The organism is Leptospira andrefontaineae, assembly GCF_004770105.1.
GTDB classification, from domain to species: Bacteria; Spirochaetota; Leptospiria; order Leptospirales; family Leptospiraceae; genus Leptospira_B; species Leptospira_B andrefontaineae.
The window spans coordinates 384,843-406,896 of record NZ_RQEY01000012.1 but is presented as its reverse complement, the minus strand read 5'-3'; the positions used below and the strand labels follow the sequence as shown (position 1 = coordinate 406,896).

The window sequence follows — 22,054 nt, the reverse complement described above, 5'->3', positions numbered from 1 at the left end:
TATTAAATTTGCGAATTGTTTAAGAAAAAGCAATCCAATAAATTGAATTGTGGGAAAGAACAATATCGCATTACAACATTTTCGAATATTTTTATCAGCATTTTCTATATCTTGAGTATTCGATAATATTGATCGATAGAAGTTCATATTAACTCCTGATTCTTTAATTAATGTCGTCTAACGACCAAGGTGTTCCGACGTTTGCAATGGCACGAGTTTGCTTATGCAAACGAAGTGACAGATGCAAATGTGGCGTAGCCCGAGCGAGTGAGTCGCGTTAGCGATCTCCGAGCGGAGCGGAAGCACCGATAGTTATACGCAGTGCGGCTTGCGTTACATAGTAAGACTAATAATTGCTTAATTATTTCTATAAACTAAGCTAGTCAAAATACCTGCGACACACAAATGCAATACACCTAATAATCCCTGAATGAGAATCCATTTTTCAACAGTCGGTATTGCAAAGCGACCAGGTAAATCAAGTGCAACAAACGGAACTGTGACAAGGGCAATAAAGAGTCCATACTTTAGCCCTTTAAGTATTAGCGTGCCTGTAAAATGTGTAGTTGGGAAAAGAGCGGCAAACCCAATTCCACTGAGAAATGTAGAGCCCATACTTAAAGAGAAAATCGGCTCAGCTCGGAAAACAGAAATGTTATGAAAATAATCAGAAGCAATTATTGCAGCGAGAATTCCCTGTATAAGGAAACTTGAAACAAAATAGGCAAACGCTCCCAATAGAATCTTTGCAGGTTGCATTTCAGTTCTCCACTATAAGAATTGTATAGAATTAGATGAACAATGTTAAAGTGTCAATTCCTTCGCAGCCGCATTGCGTATAACGACCAAGGTGTTCCGACGTTTGCGATGGCACGAGTTTGCTCATGCAAACGAAGTGACTGAAGCAAATGTGGCGAAGCCCGAGCGAGAGGTGCGAAGCAGCCTCGAAGCGGAGCGGAAGCACCGATAGTTAGGCAGCAGTATCGCTCCTAACACACTGCACTCAAGCCCTACTCTGTAAAATCATCTAATAGTGTAAAAGTCAATTACTGACTAATTCACCTTTCAGAATATAAAGTAGCGAACCCTTTTCGCAGAATCTAAAATAGATATATGCAAGTAGTTCTGATAGATTCCAAACATTCGGTAGAGCCTTTCGGTTTTACGATATAAGGTGAGAAAAGGGTGAAAAGCGGTCTGACCTAAAATCAAATCTCACTCTTGTTTTAGGAAAGGATTTACGCTTACTAAATTCGAAAATACAAAATCGCGATATTGCGCCTAACGACCAAGGTGTTCCGACGTTTGCGATGGCGCGAGTTTGCTCATGCAAACGAAGTGACAAAGCGAAATGTGGCGTAGCCCGAGCGAGTGAGTCGCGTTAGCGAACTCCGAGCGGAGCGGAAGCACCGATAGTTAGGCAGCAGTATCGCTCCTAACACACTGCACCCAAGCCCTACTCTGTAAAATCATCTAATAGAGTAAAAGTCAATTACTGACTAATTCACTTTTAGAATATAAAGTAGCGAACCCTTTTCGCAGGATCTAGCGGAAGATATATCCAAGTAGTTCTGATAGATTCCAAACATTCTGTAGAACTTTTCAGTTTACGAAATAAGGCAAGAAAAGGGTGAAAAGCGACCTAACCTAAAATCAAATTCCACTCTCGTTTTAGGAAAGGATTAACGCTTACTAAATTCAAAAATACAAAATCGCGATATTGCGCCTAACGATCAAGGTGCTCCGACGTTTGCAACGGCACGAGTTTGCTCTGCAAACGAAGTGACGGAAGCAAATGTGGCGAAGCCCAAGCGAGCGGGTTGCGAAGCAAGCCCCGAGCGGCGCGGAGGCACCGAAAGTTAGGCGTGCCGCAGGCCAAGGGCCTTCCGGGCCCGCAGCGTTCATCCACACTGTATCTCAACCCCAAAACAACACGGATGTTGTTTTGGGAAAATCAAGCGATTTTCTAGCACTCGAGCGAAGCACGTTGTTATGCATTTTGAATTTGTTCAACACTTCGTATTTGCTCGGGAAGAATAGTATTTCCATCAGCGCAAAAACAAGTATTTGCTGCATCAGCAGCCTCTATTGAAGAGGTCCCATTCTCTATTAACTTCAAATACCATAGCGCGTGAGGTAATTCGTATCCTTTAGAGTCAGCAATAAAAGTTACGATATATGGTATGGTGGTATTCTGATAACGAGAGACTAGTTGAAAGAAATTCTCACCCAGCAAACTGCCCGAAATATCTTCTACCATTTCAGGCGCTCTAATGTAACTATGGTGTGCTCCTGGTGCATGAATAGCTACATCCTTTATTAAAAAGGCAAATGGGCCTTCATCGTCTGTGCTTTGCTTTCCCATAAGTGACATGGAAAATGGATTGCTTCCTTTGCGTTCGAGTCCAGCTGCTAATTCCTTAAGCCTGGGTTCTATGAATTTTTTTGCAAGGGTCTTCGGAAGGATTCCATATTCATAAAAAGATTTTTGATCTTCCGCTCTTGTTCCGTGAAACCAAACAACTTTTATAGAGGACGCGGGCGCTCCAAATTGTTTACGAACATGACCATAAAGAACATCTTCTGGAGGTTGGTAATTGTTATCATTCAGATTTATGGATCTTATAAATATTATCAGTTGTGTCTCTGAGACATTAAATATTCTGCTTAGTGAACATTTAGTAGATTCAGGACTTGAGCAATCTAAAATCATGCATGATCCCCCAGATGGATATATTAAGCTTAGCAGGTTTTGGATAAATCCTGATAGTAAGTCCTTTTCAGAAGAGATCCCCTTTCGTCAATAGTGACATCCCGATAATTCGTAGGCATTTATTAAAATCTCTCTCAAAAGTATTCTCATCCTTATACCTAATAAAGTAGTAATACTGTCTTTGATAGGAAAATTTTCTGAGACCATTATTTGCAAGTCGAGTTGACAGAAAAGAACTTCCTTCAATCTCCAAAAAACCTAATGGACTGGTGGCCACGGATGGCCGCCCAATTGCGAACCAAATCGTGTGTGGTGAATGACGCCTAACGACCAAGGTGCTCCGACGTTTGCAACGGCACGAGTTTGCTTTGCAAACGAAGTGACGGAAGCAAATGTGGCGAAGCCCAAGCGAGCGGGTCACGAAGTGAACCCCGAGCGGCGCGGAGGCACCGGAAGTTATCCGACGTTTCAGCCACTAATTATACAAATTTCACATACTTCGAAGCAGAAGAATTCAGTTAAAAAACTCAAGTCCGCCCTCAACGCTATCCTCAAAAACCAACAAGCGCCAGAATCGCAAGATGCACTTCAAGAGTATGGCGGCTATTAGGAAAAAGAAGCTAATTATTTAGCAAGCATCCAAACGCTTGAACCTATATTACAAAAACTTAGAATTCAAAAACAAACAAAAAAACAAATTCTGGCTGGAATGTTCGGATAACTCCAACTATCCGTATGTTCGCCTATCCAGCAGCTACATGTGCGCAGTTGCGCAAAATCAGAGATCGTCCAGAGGACTTTTGATCTTAGAAACCATCGGGTCAACAATTCTAGCGTAGATTTCCGTGGTTTTTACTGATACATGGCCAAGCAGTCTTTGGATCATTTTGATAGAAGTGCCGGACTCCAGGAGATGAATCGCAAATGCGTGTCTCAGATCGTGGATCGAAACATCTTTTGTAATACCTGCTTTTTTCTTGGCGGCGGTGAATATACTTTCCGCAGATCTAACGCTGAGGTGCTTACCAGGAATTTGGCCTGTGAAAATCCAGGAATATCTGCCTTGGCGCTCGAACAAATCTGCGAGATCATTTTTACAACTATTGGGTAGAAGGCTGAAACGGTCCTTCTTCCCTTTACCTTGCCGGACCCGGATTGATTTTTTCTCCCAATCTATATCGTTTCCTTTTAATTTTACGAGTTCCCCTACTCTCAAGCCGGATCCATAACAAAGTTTTAATAGAAGTTTATGTTTAGGGTTGGAAAGAGTTTCTATAATGCGAGTGACTTCTTTTCTGGATAAAGATTCCGGGATTTTGTTCTCTCTTTTTGGAGGAGAGTAAGAAATCAGAAATCTGTTTCCTATTACAATATTATAATAAAATTTAAAAGATTGAAGTGCTGATCTAAGTGAGTTAGAAGCTAAATTTTTTTCGTATAGAATTCGATCCAAATAGATCCTTAGATCAGATTCAGTAACAGTGTATGGAGTTTTTTCGACCGATCGCAAGAAAGCTCTGTTGTACAGAAAATAAGACTTCAATGTTTTCTTACTATAATTGCGTCTTAGTACCTCGGTTCTTAGAGGGATCAAAAGAATATCAGGATCCGCTTCTATCGTCTCTCGATGAGTAGAAATAAATTCGGATAGAAAAGATTCAGAGAACGGTATTTTCCAAAATTTAAACTCATAACTCCAAACTGCTTTTGGTATTTTGGAGAATTTCTGGAAAAGTTCGGTGTCATAAGAAAACGAGATGGCACTGAAACAGTGTCCATTCTCCCAATGTTTCCAAATTTTGATCCTTTGGGGCATAGGGAGAATTTAAAGAAATACTAAATATTTGTATAGTAAATTATTTGGTTTTAGAATATAGCTCCGCCCCTTCAGTCACACTGAAACAAAAAAAAGCCGCTAAAAAAGAAATCGCCGGACCTCATTTGACGTTTCTGATAGAATTTTGCCTTTTTTACTCGTAATTCGACTTATTACCAGCAAATTTCGGAATTCCTGGAATGTTACTCGAAAAATATCCGTTATGCGCTCTTCACAGACAAATTTATTGATCAACTGAGAGAAAATCTTTGTAGGAGCTTCAACAGCATGAGGTGGACGCTTTATATAGGCTGCTGGAGAATTTTTAGAAGTATATTAAAATGGCCCCATCACTCAAAGGACAATTATGGCATGACAAAACTTTCAGGGTCCTTTAAAAACGGAATGGATTCTAATGGAACTTTTTAGGAAACTAGATATTCTATTTTCTCCTTATTCTTTAATTTTGAAATGAATTCGTTTATTTTCGGATCTTTCATTTCTATATTAGGCAAACCAGATGGATCATTCTTCTTCCAGCCCTGATTTTCGTCTTCTTTTTGAGAAGGTTCCAGGTTTGTATCTGGTACTTTCTCCCGAGCTCAAAATTATAGCAGTGAGTGATGCATATTGTAGAGCCACTTTGACTGAGAGAGATAAAATTTTAGGCAGAGGAATTTTCGAGGTCTTCCCCGACAATCCTGACGATCCGGAGGCGACCGGTGTAAGTAATCTTCGCAGTTCCCTTCTTCGTGTTTTGGAAACGAAAGCCGCGGATACAATGGCGGTCCAAAAATATGATATCCAACTTCCGGAAGAAGAAGGTGGAGGTTTTACAGTTAAATATTGGAGTCCTTTGAATTCTCCTGTCTTGGACAAAAAAGGGAAAGTGCTATGTATCATCCATAAGGCTGAGGATGTTACGGAATTTGTTCTCCTAAAGGAAAGAGGAGAAAAACAATCCGAGATGACTGAGGCGCTTCGTTCCCGCACGGAAGAGATGGAAACGGAGATCATTCGTCGTTCTCAGGAATTACAATCTGCAAATAAAAGTTTAAGAGAAACCGAAAAGATCAAAAACGAATTTTTTGCGAATGTTTCCCATGAACTTAGGACTCCTCTTAGCTTGATCCTTGCCCCTGTGGAGTCCATTCTTATAGATAAAAAATCCACCCTTTCCGCTAATAATATCCAAATGTTGGAAACTGTTCATAATAATTCAGTCAGACTTCTTCAGATGGTGAATAGTTTATTAGATTTTTCTAAATTTGAAGCCGGAAAGATGAATGTAGAACTTGAATCTACGAATATTAGCAACTTGATCCAGGCCATCTTAAAAGATTTCGAACCGAGCGCTTCCGAAAAGAATATACAGATCCAAAAAGAGATCCCTTCTTCCGATCTATATGTTTTGATCGATCGTTATTTATTCGAAAGGATTTTCTTCAATCTTCTTTCTAACGCTTTAAAATTTACCCCTAAGAATGGAAATATCTCGGTCACTCTAACTTATTCAGAAGATAAACTTCTTCTTGTCGTTCAAGATTCCGGGATTGGGATATCGGAAGCAGACCAAAAGATCATCTTTAAAAAGTTCCAGCAAGCAGAAGGCTCTTCTACCAGAAAGTACGGCGGAACCGGAATAGGCCTTGCTATGGTAAAAGATTTCTCAGAACTGTTGGGCGGTTCCGTAGAAGTTACTAGCAAACTTGATTTCGGAAGTACATTTAGTGTCAGGATCCCGGCACAAAAAGTGGATTCAGGGGAGAAGGAACCTTCTTCTCAAATCTTCTCCCATTCTCCTCAATTTTCTAGTTTAGATATTTCTAATAAAGAAGATACCGAGTCTTCGGATCGACCGAAAGTTTTGATCTGCGAGGATAACGAGGATCTTGCTAATTATATTTATTCGCTACTCTCTCCTTTATATCATGTTAAGTCCGCTCAAAATGGAAAAGAAGGACTGAAATTAGTCTATTCCTGGGAACCGGATCTGGTCCTTTCCGATGTGATGATGCCGGAGATGGACGGCGTCCAACTTTGTAAAGAGATCAAAGCGGACCCTAAAATTTCCAAAACAATTGTAGTACTTCTCACTGCGCTAACTCATAGGGACGCAATGTTAAAAGGCTGGGAAGCGAAAGCAGACGAGTATTTATGCAAACCTTTCCATCCGGAAGAATTGATCGTAAGAGTGAAGTCTCTTCTTGCAATTGCAGAAGATAGGAAAATAAATTTAGCAACATTAGAGCAGAAAAATTTCGAACTCGAATTTGCGAATGCCGAATTGGAAGCCTTCTCATACTCAGTGTCCCATGATTTAAGGGCGCCACTAAGAGCAATCCAAGGTTATACCCAAATGATCTTAGAAGACCATAGCTCCGTTTTGGATGCAGAAGGGGTCCGGTTCTTGAATGTACTTATCGACTCCACAAAAAGAATGGAGAGTTTGATCGATAACCTATTAGAATTCTCTAAAGTAGGCAAAAAAGAGCTGAAGGATTCCACATTCGATCTAACAGAAGTTGCCGAAACTGTCGTAAGTCAGATCAAGGACCAAACCGAACATAAGGCTGAAATTATAATTCATCCGCTCGCAAAAGTCACAACTGACAGGGACATGATGTCTTACGTGTTCCAAAACCTGATCTCTAACGCAGTAAAATACTCCGCCAAAAAGGAAAGGCCAATGGTAGAAATAGGAGTTACGAATACTGAAAAAGGGAAAACATTCTTCGTAAAAGATAATGGAGCCGGTTTCGATATGAAGTATTATAATCGACTCTTCGGTGTTTTCCAAAGATTGCATAGACAAGACGAATTCTCAGGCACGGGTGTTGGACTTGCAATCGTGCATCGGATTGTCACCAGATATAAGGGTTCAGTATGGGCAGAAGGTAAAATAGGAGAAGGTGCATCATTCTTCTTTACCTTAGGAGAAAAAGCAGGAACCGCGGTCGGTTTCCGGAACTGAAATAGTCAGTAAACTCTATAATTTCTTTACTTAAGAGATAAATTTACTCTTCAAAGATTGGATAGATCCAACTAATACGTCTTATATTTTAAGCTTAGAAACTTTCTCCTTGAGCCGAAGGGGTGGCGTTCGAAATTAGTTTGCATGGGAATGGAAGTCCAATCTTTATCCTGGTTCAAATGGACACCTTACGCGATCCTTCCCTTAATCAGTTTATTTCTTTCCGTTCTTTCTCTTAGAATAGGATTCAAAAGCAGACAAACTTCCGGCGCACCAGAATTCATTTTTGTATGCCTTGGTATCATTCTTTATAGTTTCGGTTATTTTTGGGAGATACTCAGCACAAGACCTGAAAGTATTATCTTTTGGGATAATTTCCAATTTATAGGCCCGGATCTTCTGATCGCTTCTCTTCTCTTCCTCTGCTTAAGAGTAGCGAACTTAAATAGATTTATTCATCCAATCAGTATCATTCTCTTTTCAATCATTCCTATCAGCACCGAAATCGCGGTTTGGTTCGGGCCGGAAGAATGGATCCGCCCTTCTTTTAGATTCGATCCTTCCGCTCCTTGGTTAGCTCTGATCTACGAATACGGACCCTGGATGCAGGTCTATGTTATAAATTCAATCTCCATATTCACTTTATGCATTATAATTTTAATATATGGAGCCTGGTCTCAAAGAGCATTTCATAGAATAAGATGTTTGGTTTTTATGATCGGGATCTCTCTTCCATTCGGAAGTCAGGTGATGACCGCGGGTGGTTTTATCCCGTTCATACATCCTAAGTTGGACATCTTTCCTTTAACTGCAAGTTTTGCGTTGATCGTATGGATGTACGGACTTTTCTATTTCCGGATCTTAAACCTGATCCCTTTGGCAAGAAACCAAGTATTCGAATATATACAAGATGCAGTTTTTGTAATGAACCCGTCCGGTTTCCTTTTGGATTGTAATGTTTCAGCTTTACATCTCCTGGGAACGGCAAGGCTAAGACAGGACTCTAAACTTTCCGAATTTCTTCCTGATCTAGATGTTCTTGTAGAAGAATGTCATACCAATCGAAAAGCAAATACAGAATGGAGAACAAATAATGGTAAATATTATGATGTTTCCGTTCGGTCCCAAAGAGCCGAAGGTTCTCAATTCAAAATTGTAGTCCTGAGAGATGTTACACAAAGAGCAATTTCAGAAAGAAAACTTTCGGAAAGAAGGGATATCCTCCAAAGTATTCTGGATTCCACTAGCATCCTATTCCTAGTTTTAGATGGAGACGGTAAATTAATTTTATTGAATAAAGCCTGTTTACAAACCACGGGATTCGATCTAATGGAATTAGAAGGAAAAGTTTTTTGGGAAACGGAATTATTCGCAGAAGAAAGTAGAACAATCGCAAAAGTATTCGAGCAACGTTTTGCAAAGAAGAAGTTCCCAAAACATACAAGCGTACTCCTAAGAACCAAAGACGGAAAATCCAGAAGAACACTTTGGGAACATAAAGAAGTCAGAGATAGAAACGGTAATCTTCAGTATGTGATCTCCACCGGAACCGATACAACGGGCTTAAAAGAAGCTGAATTCAGGATAGAAACATTACAAAGAGCGAATGAAGAAATTTTAGCTCAAAAAGAGATCATTGAATCCCAAAAATCCGATCTGGAAGATGCGCTCCAAAATCTAAAAAGAACCCAGGCAAAATTGATCCAAGCGTCAAAGCTTGCGGATCTAGGTCAATTAGCGGCAGGAATAGCTCACGAAATCAATAATCCAATAGGCGCCATCCAGGCAGCAGGTTATAATATCCTTTCTTATCTGGAAAAGATCCGAACGGAACTACGCCCTATTCTTCCTCTTCTCTCTTCTTTATCCGATAAAGATTGGATCTCCTTTAAACAGTTAATTTCTGTAGGAGTTTCTTCCAAGGAAATTTTGATCGGTTTGGAAAGAAGAAGGATACTTGCAGAGATCAAAACGGAAATGAAATCCGCGGGCATTCTTTTCCCGGAAGAAACTGCGGAATTTTTTGTGGATTTCGGGATCGCTTCTTCTTGGAAAAATTTCGAAAGTATATTAAAAAATCAGAATACAAGGGAACTTCTACCCTTCTTTTTAAATCTTTTGGGCCCGGAACAATGTGTGGATACGATCAAGACTGCGGTAGAACGTTCCGCAAAAATTGTATATGCTCTGCGAAGTTTCGCACATTTCGAGTCTTCTCATAAGAAGAGAAAATTTTCCTTAAAAGAAAATATAGATACTGTTCTGACATTATATCAAAATCTATTCAAACACGGCGTAGAAGTTTCGACTAACTTAGAAGGGATCCCTGATTTTTTGGGTTTTCCTGATGATTTAATGCATCTATGGACAAATTTGATAATGAATTCTGTCCAAGCAATGTCGTATAAAGGTTCGATTGCGATTAATGCCTCATTAAAGGGCGATGAAGTAATCGTATCCATCCAAGACAAGGGGCCTGGGATCCCTGCAGAAGCGAAAGACCAAGTATTCGATGCATTCTTCACCACCAAACCTTTGGGAGAAGGTTCCGGTTTAGGTCTAGATATAGCAAAACGAATTGTAGAAAAACATAAGGGAAGGATCTGGTTCGAGTCTTCTCCCGGAAATACTATATTTTATGTGGGGCTTCCTTTCGAGGTCTGATTTTTTGTGATCGTATTTTTAGATAATTTTTTCATTTATAATTCATCCGTTAAACTTCTTACGGCCACGTACAATCCTTGGTTAGTTGTTCTTTCCGTTCTGATGGCGATATTCGCTTCTTATATCGCTCTTCAAATCGTAGGGCAGAAGGTTCCGGAATCTTCTCCACCAATTACAAAATATTTAATTCCTGCTGCAGCAAGCCTGGCATTGGGCTGTGGTGTTTGGTCAATGCATTTTATCGGAATGCTTTCTTTCGAGTTATGCACGACTGTCCAATACGATAAAAGCCTGACAATCTTATCAATCTTTCCGAGTCTTCTTGCTTCTACAATCGCTCTTTCGTTTGTGAGCAGGCCTAAAATCTCAATCACTGAACTTGTGTTAGGTGGTGTACTTGTAGGTTCCGGGATAGGAGCCATGCATTATACAGGAATGGGAGCGGTGGAAACCGGTCCATACTTACGTTATGATCCTTGGTTCTTTGCATTATCCATCATAGTTGCAGTGGTACTTGCGATCCTATCTCTCTGGGTTAGATTCGGTCTAGAAAATTTGAAATTAGGGACCCTCTGGCCTTCTCTTATTTCTGCCGCCACCATGGGATCTGCTATTTCCGGAATGCATTATACAGGAATGGCAGCCGCAAGATTTATTGGAGAAGAGACTACCCCCACTCCTCAAACCGCAGATTCCACATTCTTAGCCCTTGCCGTTTCCTTGATCACAATCGCATTCACTCTGTTTGCATTCGCAGTCAACTGGTTCTTAAGATACCGAGATCTAGTAAATGATTTAAGGATTAGTGAATCCAGACTCAGGACAATCATCACCACTGCAGTGGATGGTGTGATCACAATGGACTCTCAAGGTAGGATCAGAGAATTTAACCGTTCCGCAGAATTGATCTTCGGTTATTTAAACAAAGAAGTGATCGGAAAGAATATAAGAGAGCTGATGCCCGATCCCTATTACACTGTAAAAGATAAAAATTCCGGGACAATGTTGAGCGCAGGGTTCGCTAAAATTATAGGAAGCAGTAGAGAAGTTATAGGTATCAGAAAGGACGGTTCTGACTTCCCTGTACGTCTTGCAATCGGTCACGGGAAACTTGCCGGGGAAGATCTATTCGTAAGCTTTGTAACTGATATTAGCGAAAGAAAAATGATAGAGAACGCTTTAAAACAAAGCGAACAACAAGTGCGTTCCTTGATCGAAAATATTCCTGGGATCACTTACAGATGCCTTCCAAATAATGAATGGAAGATGTTATTTATGAGTGATGCTTCCGAATTAATAACAGGTTATCCTGTACAAGATTTCGTAAGCGCTAACTCTATACGATCTTTCAAGGATATTATTCATCCAGACGATCTGGAAAGAGTAGAGTTCGAAGTAGATGCAGCAGTCGCCGGAAAAAGAGCATTTACTTTGGAATATAGGATTATCCATCAAAATGGTGAGACCAAATGGCTTTGGGAAAATGGTCGCGGAGCCTATGGAGGAAATGGGGAACCGATCTTTATTGACGGAGTTATTTTAGATATCACCGAAAGAAGAAGGATAGAAGAAGCATTACGCAAAGAAAAAGAAAAAGCGGAGCTTGCAGCGATCACTAAAACTTCTTTCTTAGCGAATATGAGCCATGAGATACGAACTCCAATGAATGCAATCTTAGGATTTACCGAAGTTCTTCTTTCAGACGAATTAGAAAAAAACCATAGAACCCATTTGGAGACTGTTAAAAGTTCCGCAAAATCTTTATTAAGACTTTTGAATGATATTTTAAACACCGCAAAGTTGGAAAAAGGAGCGGTCGAATTGGAAGAAATGGACTTCTCCCTTTTCAAATTGATCGCAGAATTAAAATCCACTTTGGGCATCAGTACTAGAAAGAAAAATTTAGAATTCGAAGTGATACAAGGTCCGGATCTTCCCGAATTTTACAAAGGAGATTCTTTAAGGATCAGACAGATCCTGATGAACCTAATAGGTAACGCAGTCAAATTCACCGATAACGGAAAAGTCAGTTTAAAGGTTACCAGAGAAGAAGGAAAACTTCATTTTGCGGTCCAGGATACTGGGATCGGGATCCAAGCAGATCGACTAGATAAAATTTTCGAACCATTCACTCAGGCAGATATTTCTACAACAAGACGTTTTGGTGGAACAGGACTAGGAACCACAATCTGTAAACAATTAACAGAATTGATGGGTGGAAAGATCTGGGCAGAAAGCATTCTCGGAAAAGGAAGTACATTCCATGTACTTCTACCTCTTGAAGAAGGAAAACATAGACAAGAAAATAAGATACAAGCCGGGATCAAACTTCCTGCTTTAAAAATCTTAGTCGTGGATGATGTGGAAAAAAATACGGAACTAGTAAGCCTTCTTCTCCAAAACCTTGGTCACAAGGTAGAATCGTCGTATAACGGAGAAGACGCGGTAAAAAAAGTCACGACCGGATCTTTCGATTTGGTTCTAATGGACGTACAGATGCCCGGGCTCGACGGTCGCCAAGCAACCAGGGTTATCCGAATGCATGAGATCCAGGAAAATGTTTCTAGGACCCCTATTTTAGCATTGACCGCAAGTGTTTTTGAAGAAGATAAAAATGCGGCTGCCGCAGCCGGCATGGACGGATTTGTCTCAAAACCTGTGGAGATGGATCAGATGATAGCAGAGATCGCAAGAGTATTAGGTTATTCTGAAACGATCTCAGATCCGGAAATTACACTTTCCGGAAAAGAAGTAGAATGGGATCCTGAAAAAGCTTCCATTCTAGCAAAAGAACTATCAGACTCTTTCCAAAGAGGTTCGATAGAAGAAGAATACTTAGAAGAATTTTCGGATCTGATCCGAACAAAAGTGGAAAATTCCGATTTTAAATCTTTTCGTTCTAAAATAGAACAATTCGAATTCGAAGAGGCATATACTCTTCTCAAAAAATTCATTACCCAACTCGAATTACAAACGGATTTCGGAAAATAGAATGAGCCATCTACTTGATGATAGACCTAAAATTTTAGTCGTAGACGATGAAGCTGCAAACTTGCAGGTACTAAAACAAATATTACAAGAAGATTATAGACTTTTTTTTGCAAAAGACGGTATCAAGGCTTTCGAACTTGCCATCTCCGAAAAACCAAACCTTATCCTTTTAGATGTGATGATGCCCGGGATGACCGGGCACGAAACCTGCAGAAAACTCAGAAGCGAGCCCTCTACTTCAAGAATACCTGTGATATTTGTGACCGCGATGGCGGAAGAAGAAGATGAGGCAGACGGTTTCGAAGCCGGGGCCGTGGATTATATTACAAAACCTGTAAGTCCTGCAATCGTAAAAGCAAGGGTGAAAACACATCTTTCTTTGGTAAGAAATGACGAGTTAAAAGAAACTAGGCTACAGATCATCCAAAGATTGGGGCTGGCAGCGGAATATAAGGATAACGAAACAGGTCTCCATGTGATCCGAATGAGCCATTATTCGCAAACACTTGCAAAAGCATTGGGTCATTCAGAAGATACTGCTGAAAAAATATTACATGCCTCTCCAATGCACGATATAGGAAAAATAGGAATTCCAGATAGTATATTACTAAAACCTGGTAAACTAGATCCGGAAGAATGGGATATCATGAAAACTCACCCTACTATAGGTGCGGAGATCATTGGAGACCATGACTCTTCTCTCTTGCAAATGGCAAAAAGTATTGCTTTAAACCACCATGAAAAATGGGACGGGAGCGGTTATCCGAACGGGATCAAAGGGGATACAATTCCTCTCGAAGCGAGAATAGTAACAATCGCAGACGTATTCGACGCACTCACTACGGAAAGACCTTATAAAAAAGCATGGAGCATAGAAGACGCAGTCAATCACATTAGAAAAGGTGCCGGATCTCATTTTGATCCAGGACTTGTTCCGATCTTCTTAAATCTGATGCCTGATCTTTTAGCGATCAGAGAACGTTGGGCAGAAACACCAGCTTAATTCTTTTATAATATCCCTTTAGGCGGAAGAAAAAGGATCTCGTCCTGATTAAAACTTGCAGGAAGAGAGTATAAACTTTCTAAAAAGATCGCAGCATCCGTCGCCGGTATCATATCCTCTCTTTGAAAACCTTCCCGGCCGTCCCAGATCGGGGTATCAATTGCTCCTGCATACACAGTCGTCACTCTTATTCCACGATCTTTTACTTCTTCTCGGATTGCTTTTGCAAAACCGGCCAAACCATGTTTGGAAGCACAATAAGGAGAGGACTCCGGAAATCCAAGCTTTCCTGCTGTTGAAGAAATATAACATAGAAGGGATCCCTTTTTCATAGAAGGTAGAAATTTAGAAGTGAGTAAAATAGGAGCGCTTAAATTTAAGGTAAGATGTTTTTGCAGATCTTCCCATTCCAGATCTTCTATCTTTAAAAATAGACCGTCCCCGGAAGCGAAATAGATTGCATGGATCTCTTTCCAGTATTGCAAAAGGGAGGATGTAAATTTGAGGATCTGATCTTGATCTCCCAGATCACAGAGATAATTTAACCCTCTTTCTAAATTTTTCTCCAAAGGGACTCCACGCCTGGAGATCCCGATCGGAAAATATTCAGGATTTGCATTCAGCTTTTCTAATAAAGATCTGCCGATCCCGGATCCGGCCCCGACTACCAGAATGTTTTTGGGTTCCATGTTTTTACTTGGACATCGCCCGCACTTTTAGTAAAAAATCCGCAGCTTCCAGATGCCGATTTGCTTGGATCAGATCTTTTCCCCAAACAGTGATCCCATGCTTTTCTATAACACAAAATGGAACTCTGGGTTTTGCTTGGATGAGATGTTGTTCCAAATGATCCGAGATATCCTGCACTTTCGGATAATTGTATAGAACAGGAACAGAAACATTAGGATTCTCATCCCAGATACCGAATGCTTTTATGATTTCTAAAGGAAGAAGTGGAAGATCCTCGATAGGATTCTCTTTAGAAACTCCTATCTCGATCAGATTGGACTCCGGAGTGTGAACATGAAGAGAACATCCCATTTCAGGAAATGCTTTATAAACTGCTCTGTGGATAGAAGTTTCAGCGGAAGGTTTAAGACCTTCTCTACCTTTCCAACCTTCTAATACTTTTCCGGATTCTATTTCTACAGGAAGAAAATCTTTTCGAGTCAGTTTGTTCTTATCCAAACCGCTTCCGCTTACCCAGAATACATTAGGATCTTTTTCGTCTTTGATGGAAAGATTACCGGCAGTTCCAGGCATCCATCCTTTAGAATGATATAGTACTCCCGACTCCGCGAGGCGGGTCAGGATCTTTTTTTGGGACATTCTTTAAACTAGAGCCGTAGTTTCTTCTACGTAATTAGGAACCCAGCCGCTCATGTCTTGGAAATAACGGACTGCTTTGATCCTTTTGTTCTCGTCTAGAGTGAACCAGTGATTTGTATTTTTAGGAACAGAGATGAAGTCGTCCTTTTCCACTCTTACTAAAAACTTTTCACCCGCGAGTGCAAATCCGAAAATCCCGGAACCGTCTACTATATAACGAACTTCGTCGTCGGTATGATAATGCACTTTATCAAATTTGGCTAACATCTCGTTCAAACCAGGAACTTGTGGGTGAAGAACGATCAAGTCTCTAGATTGATAACCTTCTTTTTCTTTTAAGGTCTCGAAACGATTGTCCAAATTTTTGAGAAGAGCTTCTTTCTCATCGTCTACAAGAGTTAATTTATCTGTAAGAGAATGAGAGGCACTAGGAACCGGCCAATGATCGTACTCGATCCCTCTTTTATTTAGAAAAGATTTAACTTCAGTGTTGTCTTTGATTTCCGGTAGTCCCGGTTTTTGGATAATAGTCGCCATTCGCGCTCCTCCTTTAGGTGGTGTCCCTTTTTTTAGCTCCGCACCCTCAAGCGGCAGTTGCGGTCCCTTATATTTGTGAGACCGCTTTATAAAACCTTATTTATTGACCCTCTCTACGTAGGTAAGATCTCTCAAGTCGATCCGGATAGAATCCCCTTGTTTGATAAAAATAGGTACGTTAATCTCTCCGCCTGTCTCTACAGTTACTCTTTTAAGAGCGGTTCCAGAGGTATCACCTTTTAGGCCTTCTTCTGCATAAGTTACTTGCAGGATTGCAAAGTTTGGAGGAGTCACTCCGATTGGTTTACCTTCGTAGAAAGAAACTTCCATAGCAGTTTCTTCTTTTAAGAATGGAAGGATGTCCTCTAAGTATTCTTTAGAAACAGGAAGTTGTTCGAAATCATTTGTGTCCATGAAGATGATATCATCACCCTCGGAGTAACAGATGGTCATCTGTCTCTTTTCCAATTCTACGGATTCTAATTTTTCCGCAGCCTTGAAGGTCCTTTCGATGGAACTACTGCGGACCAAGTTCTTTAATTTTGTACGGATAAAGGCAGAACCTTTTCCCGGATTCACGAATTCGCTTTTTACAACGGAATACAGTTCTCCTTCTACCTTGAGAACCATTCCTTTTCTAACTTCAGTGATGCCTAAGTTCATAAACGACCTAAAATAAAGATTACGCTACTTCTATATCCTTTCAGGAAGGCCGGGTGTCAAGCGATGTACTCAGGCTCTATCGTTAATTGTAATATTTCAGGGCCAAAATCCGTTCGACTTTTACCCTTATAAGAGGAGAATCCCCTTTGGGAAAAGATTTCCGGAGAACCAAAGACTCGATGAAACAAAAATTAACGCTCTTACTCCTTCTGTTTACCGTGCTAACGGTTGCCAATTGTAAAAAAGAACCCTTACTGATCACAGGCTCCGAAACCATGCATACGTTACTGAATGTGGTAGCGGCTGGATACGCTAAGAAGAATCCGAACGTAGAAGTGACCGTCCAAGGAGGAGGTTCCTTTGAAGGGATCGAAAAATTATTCGATGCAAAGACGGATATAGCTGCTTCTTCCAGACCATTAACTCCGGAAGAACAAACCCAGTTCGAAAGAAAGGGAAGATTCGAGAATGTGCTGATCGGTTATGATGGGATCGCTGTAGTAGTGAATCCAGCAAACTCAGTTTCTAAACTTACCTTAGAACAGATCTCCAAAATATTCTCCGGAGAGATAAAAGATTGGTCCCAAGTAGGAGGAAAGCCTGGGCCGATACATGTGATCCTTAGAAATGATAAGAGTGGAACTGCCGCTTATTTCGAAACTCATATCTTAAGACAAAGAGACTTGGGAGAAAAAGAATACCAAACTTCTAAAAAGAAAGAGTTCACTAATGATTCCAAGGTAGTTGCGGATAACGATGAGATGGCAGATCTGATCGAGAAGGATACCGCATCCGTTGGCTTTATGGGAATGGGAAGTGCACAAATCCAGAACAAAGGAAAAGTGAAAGCAGTTCCTTATTCCAAAACTGGAAAGGATCCTTTTGTGGAGCCGAACATCCAAAATGTTTCTGAAAGAAAATATAAACTCTCTAGAGGATTGTACCTATTTTATCTTTCCGATAGGGGTAAAAAAATTGATGAGTTCATTACTTATATCACTTCGGAAGAAGGACAAACTATGGTCCTGAAAAGCGGTTATTTAAGAAGTACTTTAAGTACTGTAGAAGTAGAAGCGACCAAACCATAAATTCCGATTTTCTCTCCGAAAAAAGGTTGCGAAAGCCGTTTTGTTCCGTCTAAGTTTAGATAGATATGAAGCGGCTTTGGCTTTTACCTCTGATCTTATTCATGGTGCTCGCCCTCTTTAGTGAGGTCGTGGCCAGAGATTATAGTTCCGCTAAAAGTTATTCCTTACAAAAAAAATCAAGAACACAATCCTTTAGAGATGGCGATGACCAAGGTCTTCCGTCCTTGTTCTCCGCAAGCGCAGACGACGCAGTTGTTGGTTTATTTACTAAATTCTCCCAAGCAGCTTCCGATTTAAATAGCAGTCTTCTTTCAAACGATTCAGCTCGCAATTTTCACTTTCACACCCTAGCATATCGTTATCTTTTCCTTCCCCCTCCGGTCTGACCGGTTTTCATTCTGTAAGTCCTCGGGAGGACTTTTTCCCCGTAAAAAGCATGAATGCGGTTTCGGGCAAAGTTCCGCTTCGGCAAAAACAGAAAACGGGAAATCTTGCTCATCCTTCTCCTAAGTCTCCAACTTTAAAACTGATGGGCATACTCCTCGAGGTTATATAAATAAACGACTCGAATGGAAACCTATGTTTGGTTTCCTTCTTTTTTATACGGATACTCAGTTGACTGGAATTGCAGGCATGAGAATCCATCAGTAAGAGGACTTCTTGGAACTCGTTTCATCACATCCAAAACAAAAGAAAGTTTCCGAATCGGAATGGTTGGATTGGAAATGGCAGATCCAAAATCGGATCAAAGATGGATCCGAATTGGAAAAAACTATCCGGATCAGTTCCGAAGAAAAAGAAGCATTACTCGCTTGCTCGGAAGTGTTCAGCTTCTCCGCTACTCCTTATTATTTAAACCTAGCGGATCCGGAAGATCCAAACTGCCCTATACGATTACAAGTTTTACCCAGAAAAGAAGAACTACATACAAGAGCCTGGGACAGAAGAGATCCATTGGCAGAAGAATCATATATGCCAGTCAAAGGAGTAACACATCGTTATCCAGACAGGGCACTTTGGTATCTATCTCATGTATGTGCAGTCTATTGTAGATTTTGTACTAGAAAAAGAAAAGTGTCTCAATCTGCAGGAACTCCTGGTGCGGAAGATTGGAAAGACGCAATCCATTATTTTAGGGAACATACCGAGATCAAAGAAGTCATCTTATCAGGAGGAGATCCTTTAAATCTGTCGGATTCCAAACTGGATTATCTTCTAGGCGAATTAAAATCTATTCCTCATATCAATCAGGTTCGAATTCATACCAGGTACCCAGTTACGCTTCCTATGAGGATTACACCTGAACTTTGCCAGGTGCTTAAAAAACATTTTCCGATCTATCTGGTCACACATTTCAACCATTCTAAAGAGCTTACCGAACTGGTAAAAGAAAGGATCGGGATGTTAGTAAAAGAAGGTGCAGTAACTGTTTTGAATCAGGCTGTACTTTTGAAGGGGATCAATAATTCTGTAGGAGCTTTGACGGATTTATTCTACGGGCTCACCAAAATCGGCATCAAACCCTATTATCTACACCAATGCGACGAGGTATTCGGGTCTTCTCATTTTAGGGTTCCTATAGAAGAAGGTGTGGAACTCATGAAACAGATCCGAGGAAGTATCAGCGGCCTAAGTGTGCCTCTTTACGTAGTGGATCTAACGGGTGGAGGAGGAAAAGTACCTCTACCAGCAAACTATCTGGAAGAAACCAAAACTTCTTCTTATGTATTCCGAAATTATAAAGGAGATCTGTATGAGATCGGTTTTTAAAGTCCTCATTCTACTCATAACCGCACTGGCCTTCTCAGAATGCAAAAGCCACCAAGAGAATCCGACCTCGGTCGTAGCTGAAAATCCGTCGGCACTTCGACTCAATTACGATGTAGTATATTATACAGGCGGCCATTCGGTTTTACTTAACTCAGGAAGATTATTCGCTAGGGGCCTATTCTACGAATGTAAAGTAGCCGACACGAATTCCAATTTCGAAAGTTTCCGGGCCTCTTCGTACACCGAGGATAATTCAAACGATTTCAGACAATTGGTATCCGAAACGGACCAGTCAAAATTCAATACCAGACAATTTCAATATTTCCCAATGGGAGAAAATTCCAGAGCAACGGTATTCTCAGGCTGCGCCAAAGGATCCGGAGCTGAAAAATGTTACGTCCGTTGGGAATGGCAAAAGGAAGCGTTCATATTCGTATTCGAAACCCAATTGGAAAACAAAAAGGGATTGGGCACTGCGGAATTAGGAAAAGAATTCCATGAATTCGTAAGCCGGGGAATAAAAGCGTTTTAACAGTGTATTTTCTTGACCGATTTTGATCCGGAAAGTATGTTATCCGGCGGGGAGAAGAGATCCCGGGGATAAAATAGAATGTGGTTAAAATTGGGGGATACCGAGGTCATTAATCTAGACTATATCTCCTCCATCAAAAAGAACATGGCGGCAAACTCCATAGAGATCACCTACCATGACTTCAACCACGTAAAATCGCTGCCCTTCGGAGATCCGGAAGATAGAGATCGGGCCTACAAAGCAATTTTGGAAAATCTTTCCAGGATGCGTTTGTTTTTCGAATAATAATATCTTCTAATAATCCTAGACTAGAGACGAAAGCAATCTAAGCCATGGAACGAATTAAAGAAAATCTATCCAGCGTCTCCTCCCTAAAACCATTTGAACTTATATTTTTCGGTTCTAGACAAAGAGGAGAAGGAGACGAATCCTCCGACTTCAACTTCCTAGTGCTTGCTGATCCTTCCGATCAGCTCAAAGGGAATTTTATCCGAGAGATCAACAAGGCTATGGAACCACTCCAAAGCCAGGGACAGGTCAATTTACTGGCAGCAGACTGGGACGGATTCCGCACCAGAATGAGAAGTTACGACCCTGGAGCCATTCATATTTGCGAACTTGGCGAACCTTATTTCGGATCAGAATACTTTCCGGTCATTAAAGAAGAATGGGACAAACTTAAATCAGAGCCGATCGATGGAAACACCGCAGGCAAATATTTAAGAAAACGATATAGATTCTACAAAGGGATCGTTCCACGCAATACTAAAGAAGATGTGGTCAGAATGGAAAGACTTCTGACAGTCTATCTCCAAAATTGGATGTTCCGACATATCGAAGATCTTGGGATCGCAGAAATCGTTAACTCGGACATCCCTTCCAGGATCGGGCCTATGTTCCGTGCGCTTTATTCAAAAGAAGCAAAGGGAAACACTTTGGAATTACTCGAATTATATGAAGAAGTTCTAAAGTTGAAAAAGGAACTCCGCTCTCCAGAGTCTCCTTTCTCTGCGGAAAGATTTAACCAGCTCAAAGAAACTCTCCGCTTCGAAGAAAAAGAGATCCGGATCTTAAAACTGAATTATTAGAGAAATTTTGCAAAACCGCCCCCACCCTGCTTTGGGAGGGGGGAGTGGCCCGTGGGAACCTCGAAAATTTCTATATCACAAAAACATCATGCTCGCAACTAATATTCTTGGACTAATCTTGTAGGAGCTCCTACAAATTTTTCTTAGAAAAATTGTTTACCGCTTCAGCCAAAATAGAATCTGCAATTTCTTCGCCCCAAATAGAACATCCTTCTATAGAAGGATGAAATCCGTCCGAACAAAAGATCCCTTCCGGAGAAAGAGATCCGATCTTTCTCATTGGGATATGAAATACATTTTCTAACTTCGCGGAAAGATAGGAAGAAGCCTGGTCTAAATGTCTAGCTTTCCAACCCAAAATAAATCTCATAGTCTTCGGCAAGGCAGGGAAAATCCCAAGAGGAGGAACTCCTGCAATAAAGACCGGAGCATTCGGATATTTAGATCTACAAACGCCAATCAAGTCTTGCAGATCATCAGACCATTTTTTCTGAGAGTTTAATTTTACTACGTCGTTTGCACCCAAAGCAAGAACGATCGCATCAGGAAAGGATTCAGGTAAACGAGATCCAAACTTCACTTTTGCCTCTTTTAGAGTGATCCCACTTTGTCCGATCGCCTTCCAAAAGATCTTTCTCCCACTCTTGCTTTTAAGAGCAGAGGCAATTTGCCCGGTCAAAGAACTTTTATAATCGGGAATTCCCACACCTGCGACAGTAGATTCTCCCAAAACCAAAAGGTGGAATGGATTAGAACCAGGAAATTCCCCAAAGTCCGGACCGGAAGCTTCCGGCAAACGAGGGATCGTTTTACGAGCCTTCAACCCCTGCCATAAAAGTAACGGGGATAATAGAAGGCTCGTAGTATAAAATGGGATCTCTTTCAT

Annotated in this window: 18 protein-coding genes; 10 read left to right on the top strand and 8 right to left on the bottom strand. The window is 40.8% G+C overall.

Annotation, left to right across the window (positions count from 1 at the left end):
• Positions 1-357: 357 nt before the first annotated feature.
• The 3 genes from EHO65_RS08850 to EHO65_RS08840 all read right to left on the bottom strand — a co-directional run bounded on the left by EHO65_RS08850 (position 358) and on the right by EHO65_RS08840 (position 4,529).
• Positions 358-759 carry a hypothetical protein gene (locus tag EHO65_RS08850; protein WP_135773741.1) on the bottom strand — a complete coding sequence of 134 codons (402 nt, stop codon included), beginning with the start codon at positions 757-759 and terminating at the stop codon, positions 358-360.
• Positions 760-1,990: 1,231 nt separating this feature from the next.
• Positions 1,991-2,713: a hypothetical protein gene (locus tag EHO65_RS08845; RefSeq protein WP_135773740.1), complete on the bottom strand. Its 723-nt coding sequence runs from the start codon at positions 2,711-2,713 to the stop codon at positions 1,991-1,993.
• 778 nt (positions 2,714-3,491) lie between these two features.
• Positions 3,492-4,529: a tyrosine-type recombinase/integrase gene (locus EHO65_RS08840; protein WP_135773739.1), complete on the bottom strand. Its 1,038-nt coding sequence runs from the start codon at positions 4,527-4,529 to the stop codon at positions 3,492-3,494.
• 520 nt (positions 4,530-5,049) lie between these two features.
• On the opposite strand from EHO65_RS08840, the gene EHO65_RS08835 reads away from it, so the two are divergent.
• The 4 genes from EHO65_RS08835 (at position 5,050) to EHO65_RS08820 (ending at position 14,161) form a co-directional block, all read left to right on the top strand.
• Positions 5,050-7,503 (top strand): hybrid sensor histidine kinase/response regulator, encoded by a 2,454-nt coding sequence (locus EHO65_RS08835; RefSeq protein WP_135773738.1) that lies wholly within the window; start codon positions 5,050-5,052, stop codon positions 7,501-7,503.
• Positions 7,504-7,653: 150 nt separating this feature from the next.
• Complete coding sequence (locus EHO65_RS08830) at positions 7,654-10,167, top strand: histidine kinase N-terminal 7TM domain-containing protein (RefSeq protein ID WP_244243483.1); 2,514 nt, start codon at positions 7,654-7,656, stop codon at positions 10,165-10,167.
• Between the two features lie 6 nt (positions 10,168-10,173).
• A complete protein-coding gene (locus tag EHO65_RS08825; protein ID WP_135773736.1) occupies positions 10,174-13,158 on the top strand; it encodes an MHYT domain-containing protein in 2,985 nt (994 codons plus the stop codon).
• 1 nt (position 13,159) lies between these two features.
• Positions 13,160-14,161 carry a response regulator gene (locus tag EHO65_RS08820; protein ID WP_135773735.1) on the top strand — a complete coding sequence of 334 codons (1,002 nt, stop codon included), beginning with the start codon at positions 13,160-13,162 and terminating at the stop codon, positions 14,159-14,161.
• Positions 14,162-14,166: 5 nt separating this feature from the next.
• Here the strand turns inward: EHO65_RS08820 and EHO65_RS08815 are convergent, their stop codons facing one another.
• From EHO65_RS08815 to efp, 4 genes are all read right to left on the bottom strand, one after another.
• Entirely contained in the window at positions 14,167-14,850 is a 684-nt protein-coding gene (locus EHO65_RS08815; protein WP_135773734.1) for an SDR family NAD(P)-dependent oxidoreductase, read from the bottom strand.
• 4 nt (positions 14,851-14,854) lie between these two features.
• Positions 14,855-15,490: a methylthioribulose 1-phosphate dehydratase gene (gene mtnB / locus EHO65_RS08810; RefSeq protein ID WP_100710634.1), complete on the bottom strand. Its 636-nt coding sequence runs from the start codon at positions 15,488-15,490 to the stop codon at positions 14,855-14,857.
• 3 nt (positions 15,491-15,493) lie between these two features.
• On the bottom strand, positions 15,494-16,027 hold the full coding sequence (locus EHO65_RS08805) for a 1,2-dihydroxy-3-keto-5-methylthiopentene dioxygenase (protein WP_135773733.1): 534 nt from the start codon (positions 16,025-16,027) through the stop codon (positions 15,494-15,496).
• A gap of 96 nt (positions 16,028-16,123) precedes the next feature.
• On the bottom strand, positions 16,124-16,690 hold the full coding sequence (gene efp / locus EHO65_RS08800; RefSeq protein WP_086445659.1) for an elongation factor P: 567 nt from the start codon (positions 16,688-16,690) through the stop codon (positions 16,124-16,126).
• Between the two features lie 179 nt (positions 16,691-16,869).
• Between efp and EHO65_RS08795 the strand changes: the two genes are divergently transcribed.
• The 6 genes from EHO65_RS08795 (at position 16,870) to EHO65_RS08765 (ending at position 21,168) form a co-directional block, all read left to right on the top strand.
• Positions 16,870-17,778: a phosphate ABC transporter substrate-binding protein gene (locus EHO65_RS08795; protein ID WP_135773732.1), complete on the top strand. Its 909-nt coding sequence runs from the start codon at positions 16,870-16,872 to the stop codon at positions 17,776-17,778.
• Between the two features lie 65 nt (positions 17,779-17,843).
• Positions 17,844-18,164, top strand: coding sequence for a hypothetical protein (locus EHO65_RS08790; RefSeq protein WP_135773731.1), 321 nt, complete (start codon positions 17,844-17,846; stop codon positions 18,162-18,164).
• A gap of 274 nt (positions 18,165-18,438) precedes the next feature.
• On the top strand, positions 18,439-19,548 hold the full coding sequence (locus EHO65_RS08780; protein ID WP_135773730.1) for a KamA family radical SAM protein: 1,110 nt from the start codon (positions 18,439-18,441) through the stop codon (positions 19,546-19,548).
• Complete coding sequence (locus tag EHO65_RS08775) at positions 19,532-20,080, top strand: hypothetical protein (protein ID WP_135773729.1); 549 nt, start codon at positions 19,532-19,534, stop codon at positions 20,078-20,080. The genes EHO65_RS08780 and EHO65_RS08775 overlap by 17 nt, the downstream gene beginning before the upstream one ends.
• 78 nt (positions 20,081-20,158) lie before the next feature.
• Entirely contained in the window at positions 20,159-20,365 is a 207-nt protein-coding gene (locus EHO65_RS08770; protein WP_008589214.1) for a hypothetical protein, read from the top strand.
• Between the two features lie 47 nt (positions 20,366-20,412).
• Positions 20,413-21,168, top strand: coding sequence for a hypothetical protein (locus tag EHO65_RS08765; protein WP_135773728.1), 756 nt, complete (start codon positions 20,413-20,415; stop codon positions 21,166-21,168).
• A gap of 130 nt (positions 21,169-21,298) precedes the next feature.
• Here the strand turns inward: EHO65_RS08765 and EHO65_RS08760 are convergent, their stop codons facing one another.
• Positions 21,299-22,054 carry an SGNH/GDSL hydrolase family protein gene (locus EHO65_RS08760; RefSeq protein WP_135773727.1) on the bottom strand — a complete coding sequence of 252 codons (756 nt, stop codon included), beginning with the start codon at positions 22,052-22,054 and terminating at the stop codon, positions 21,299-21,301.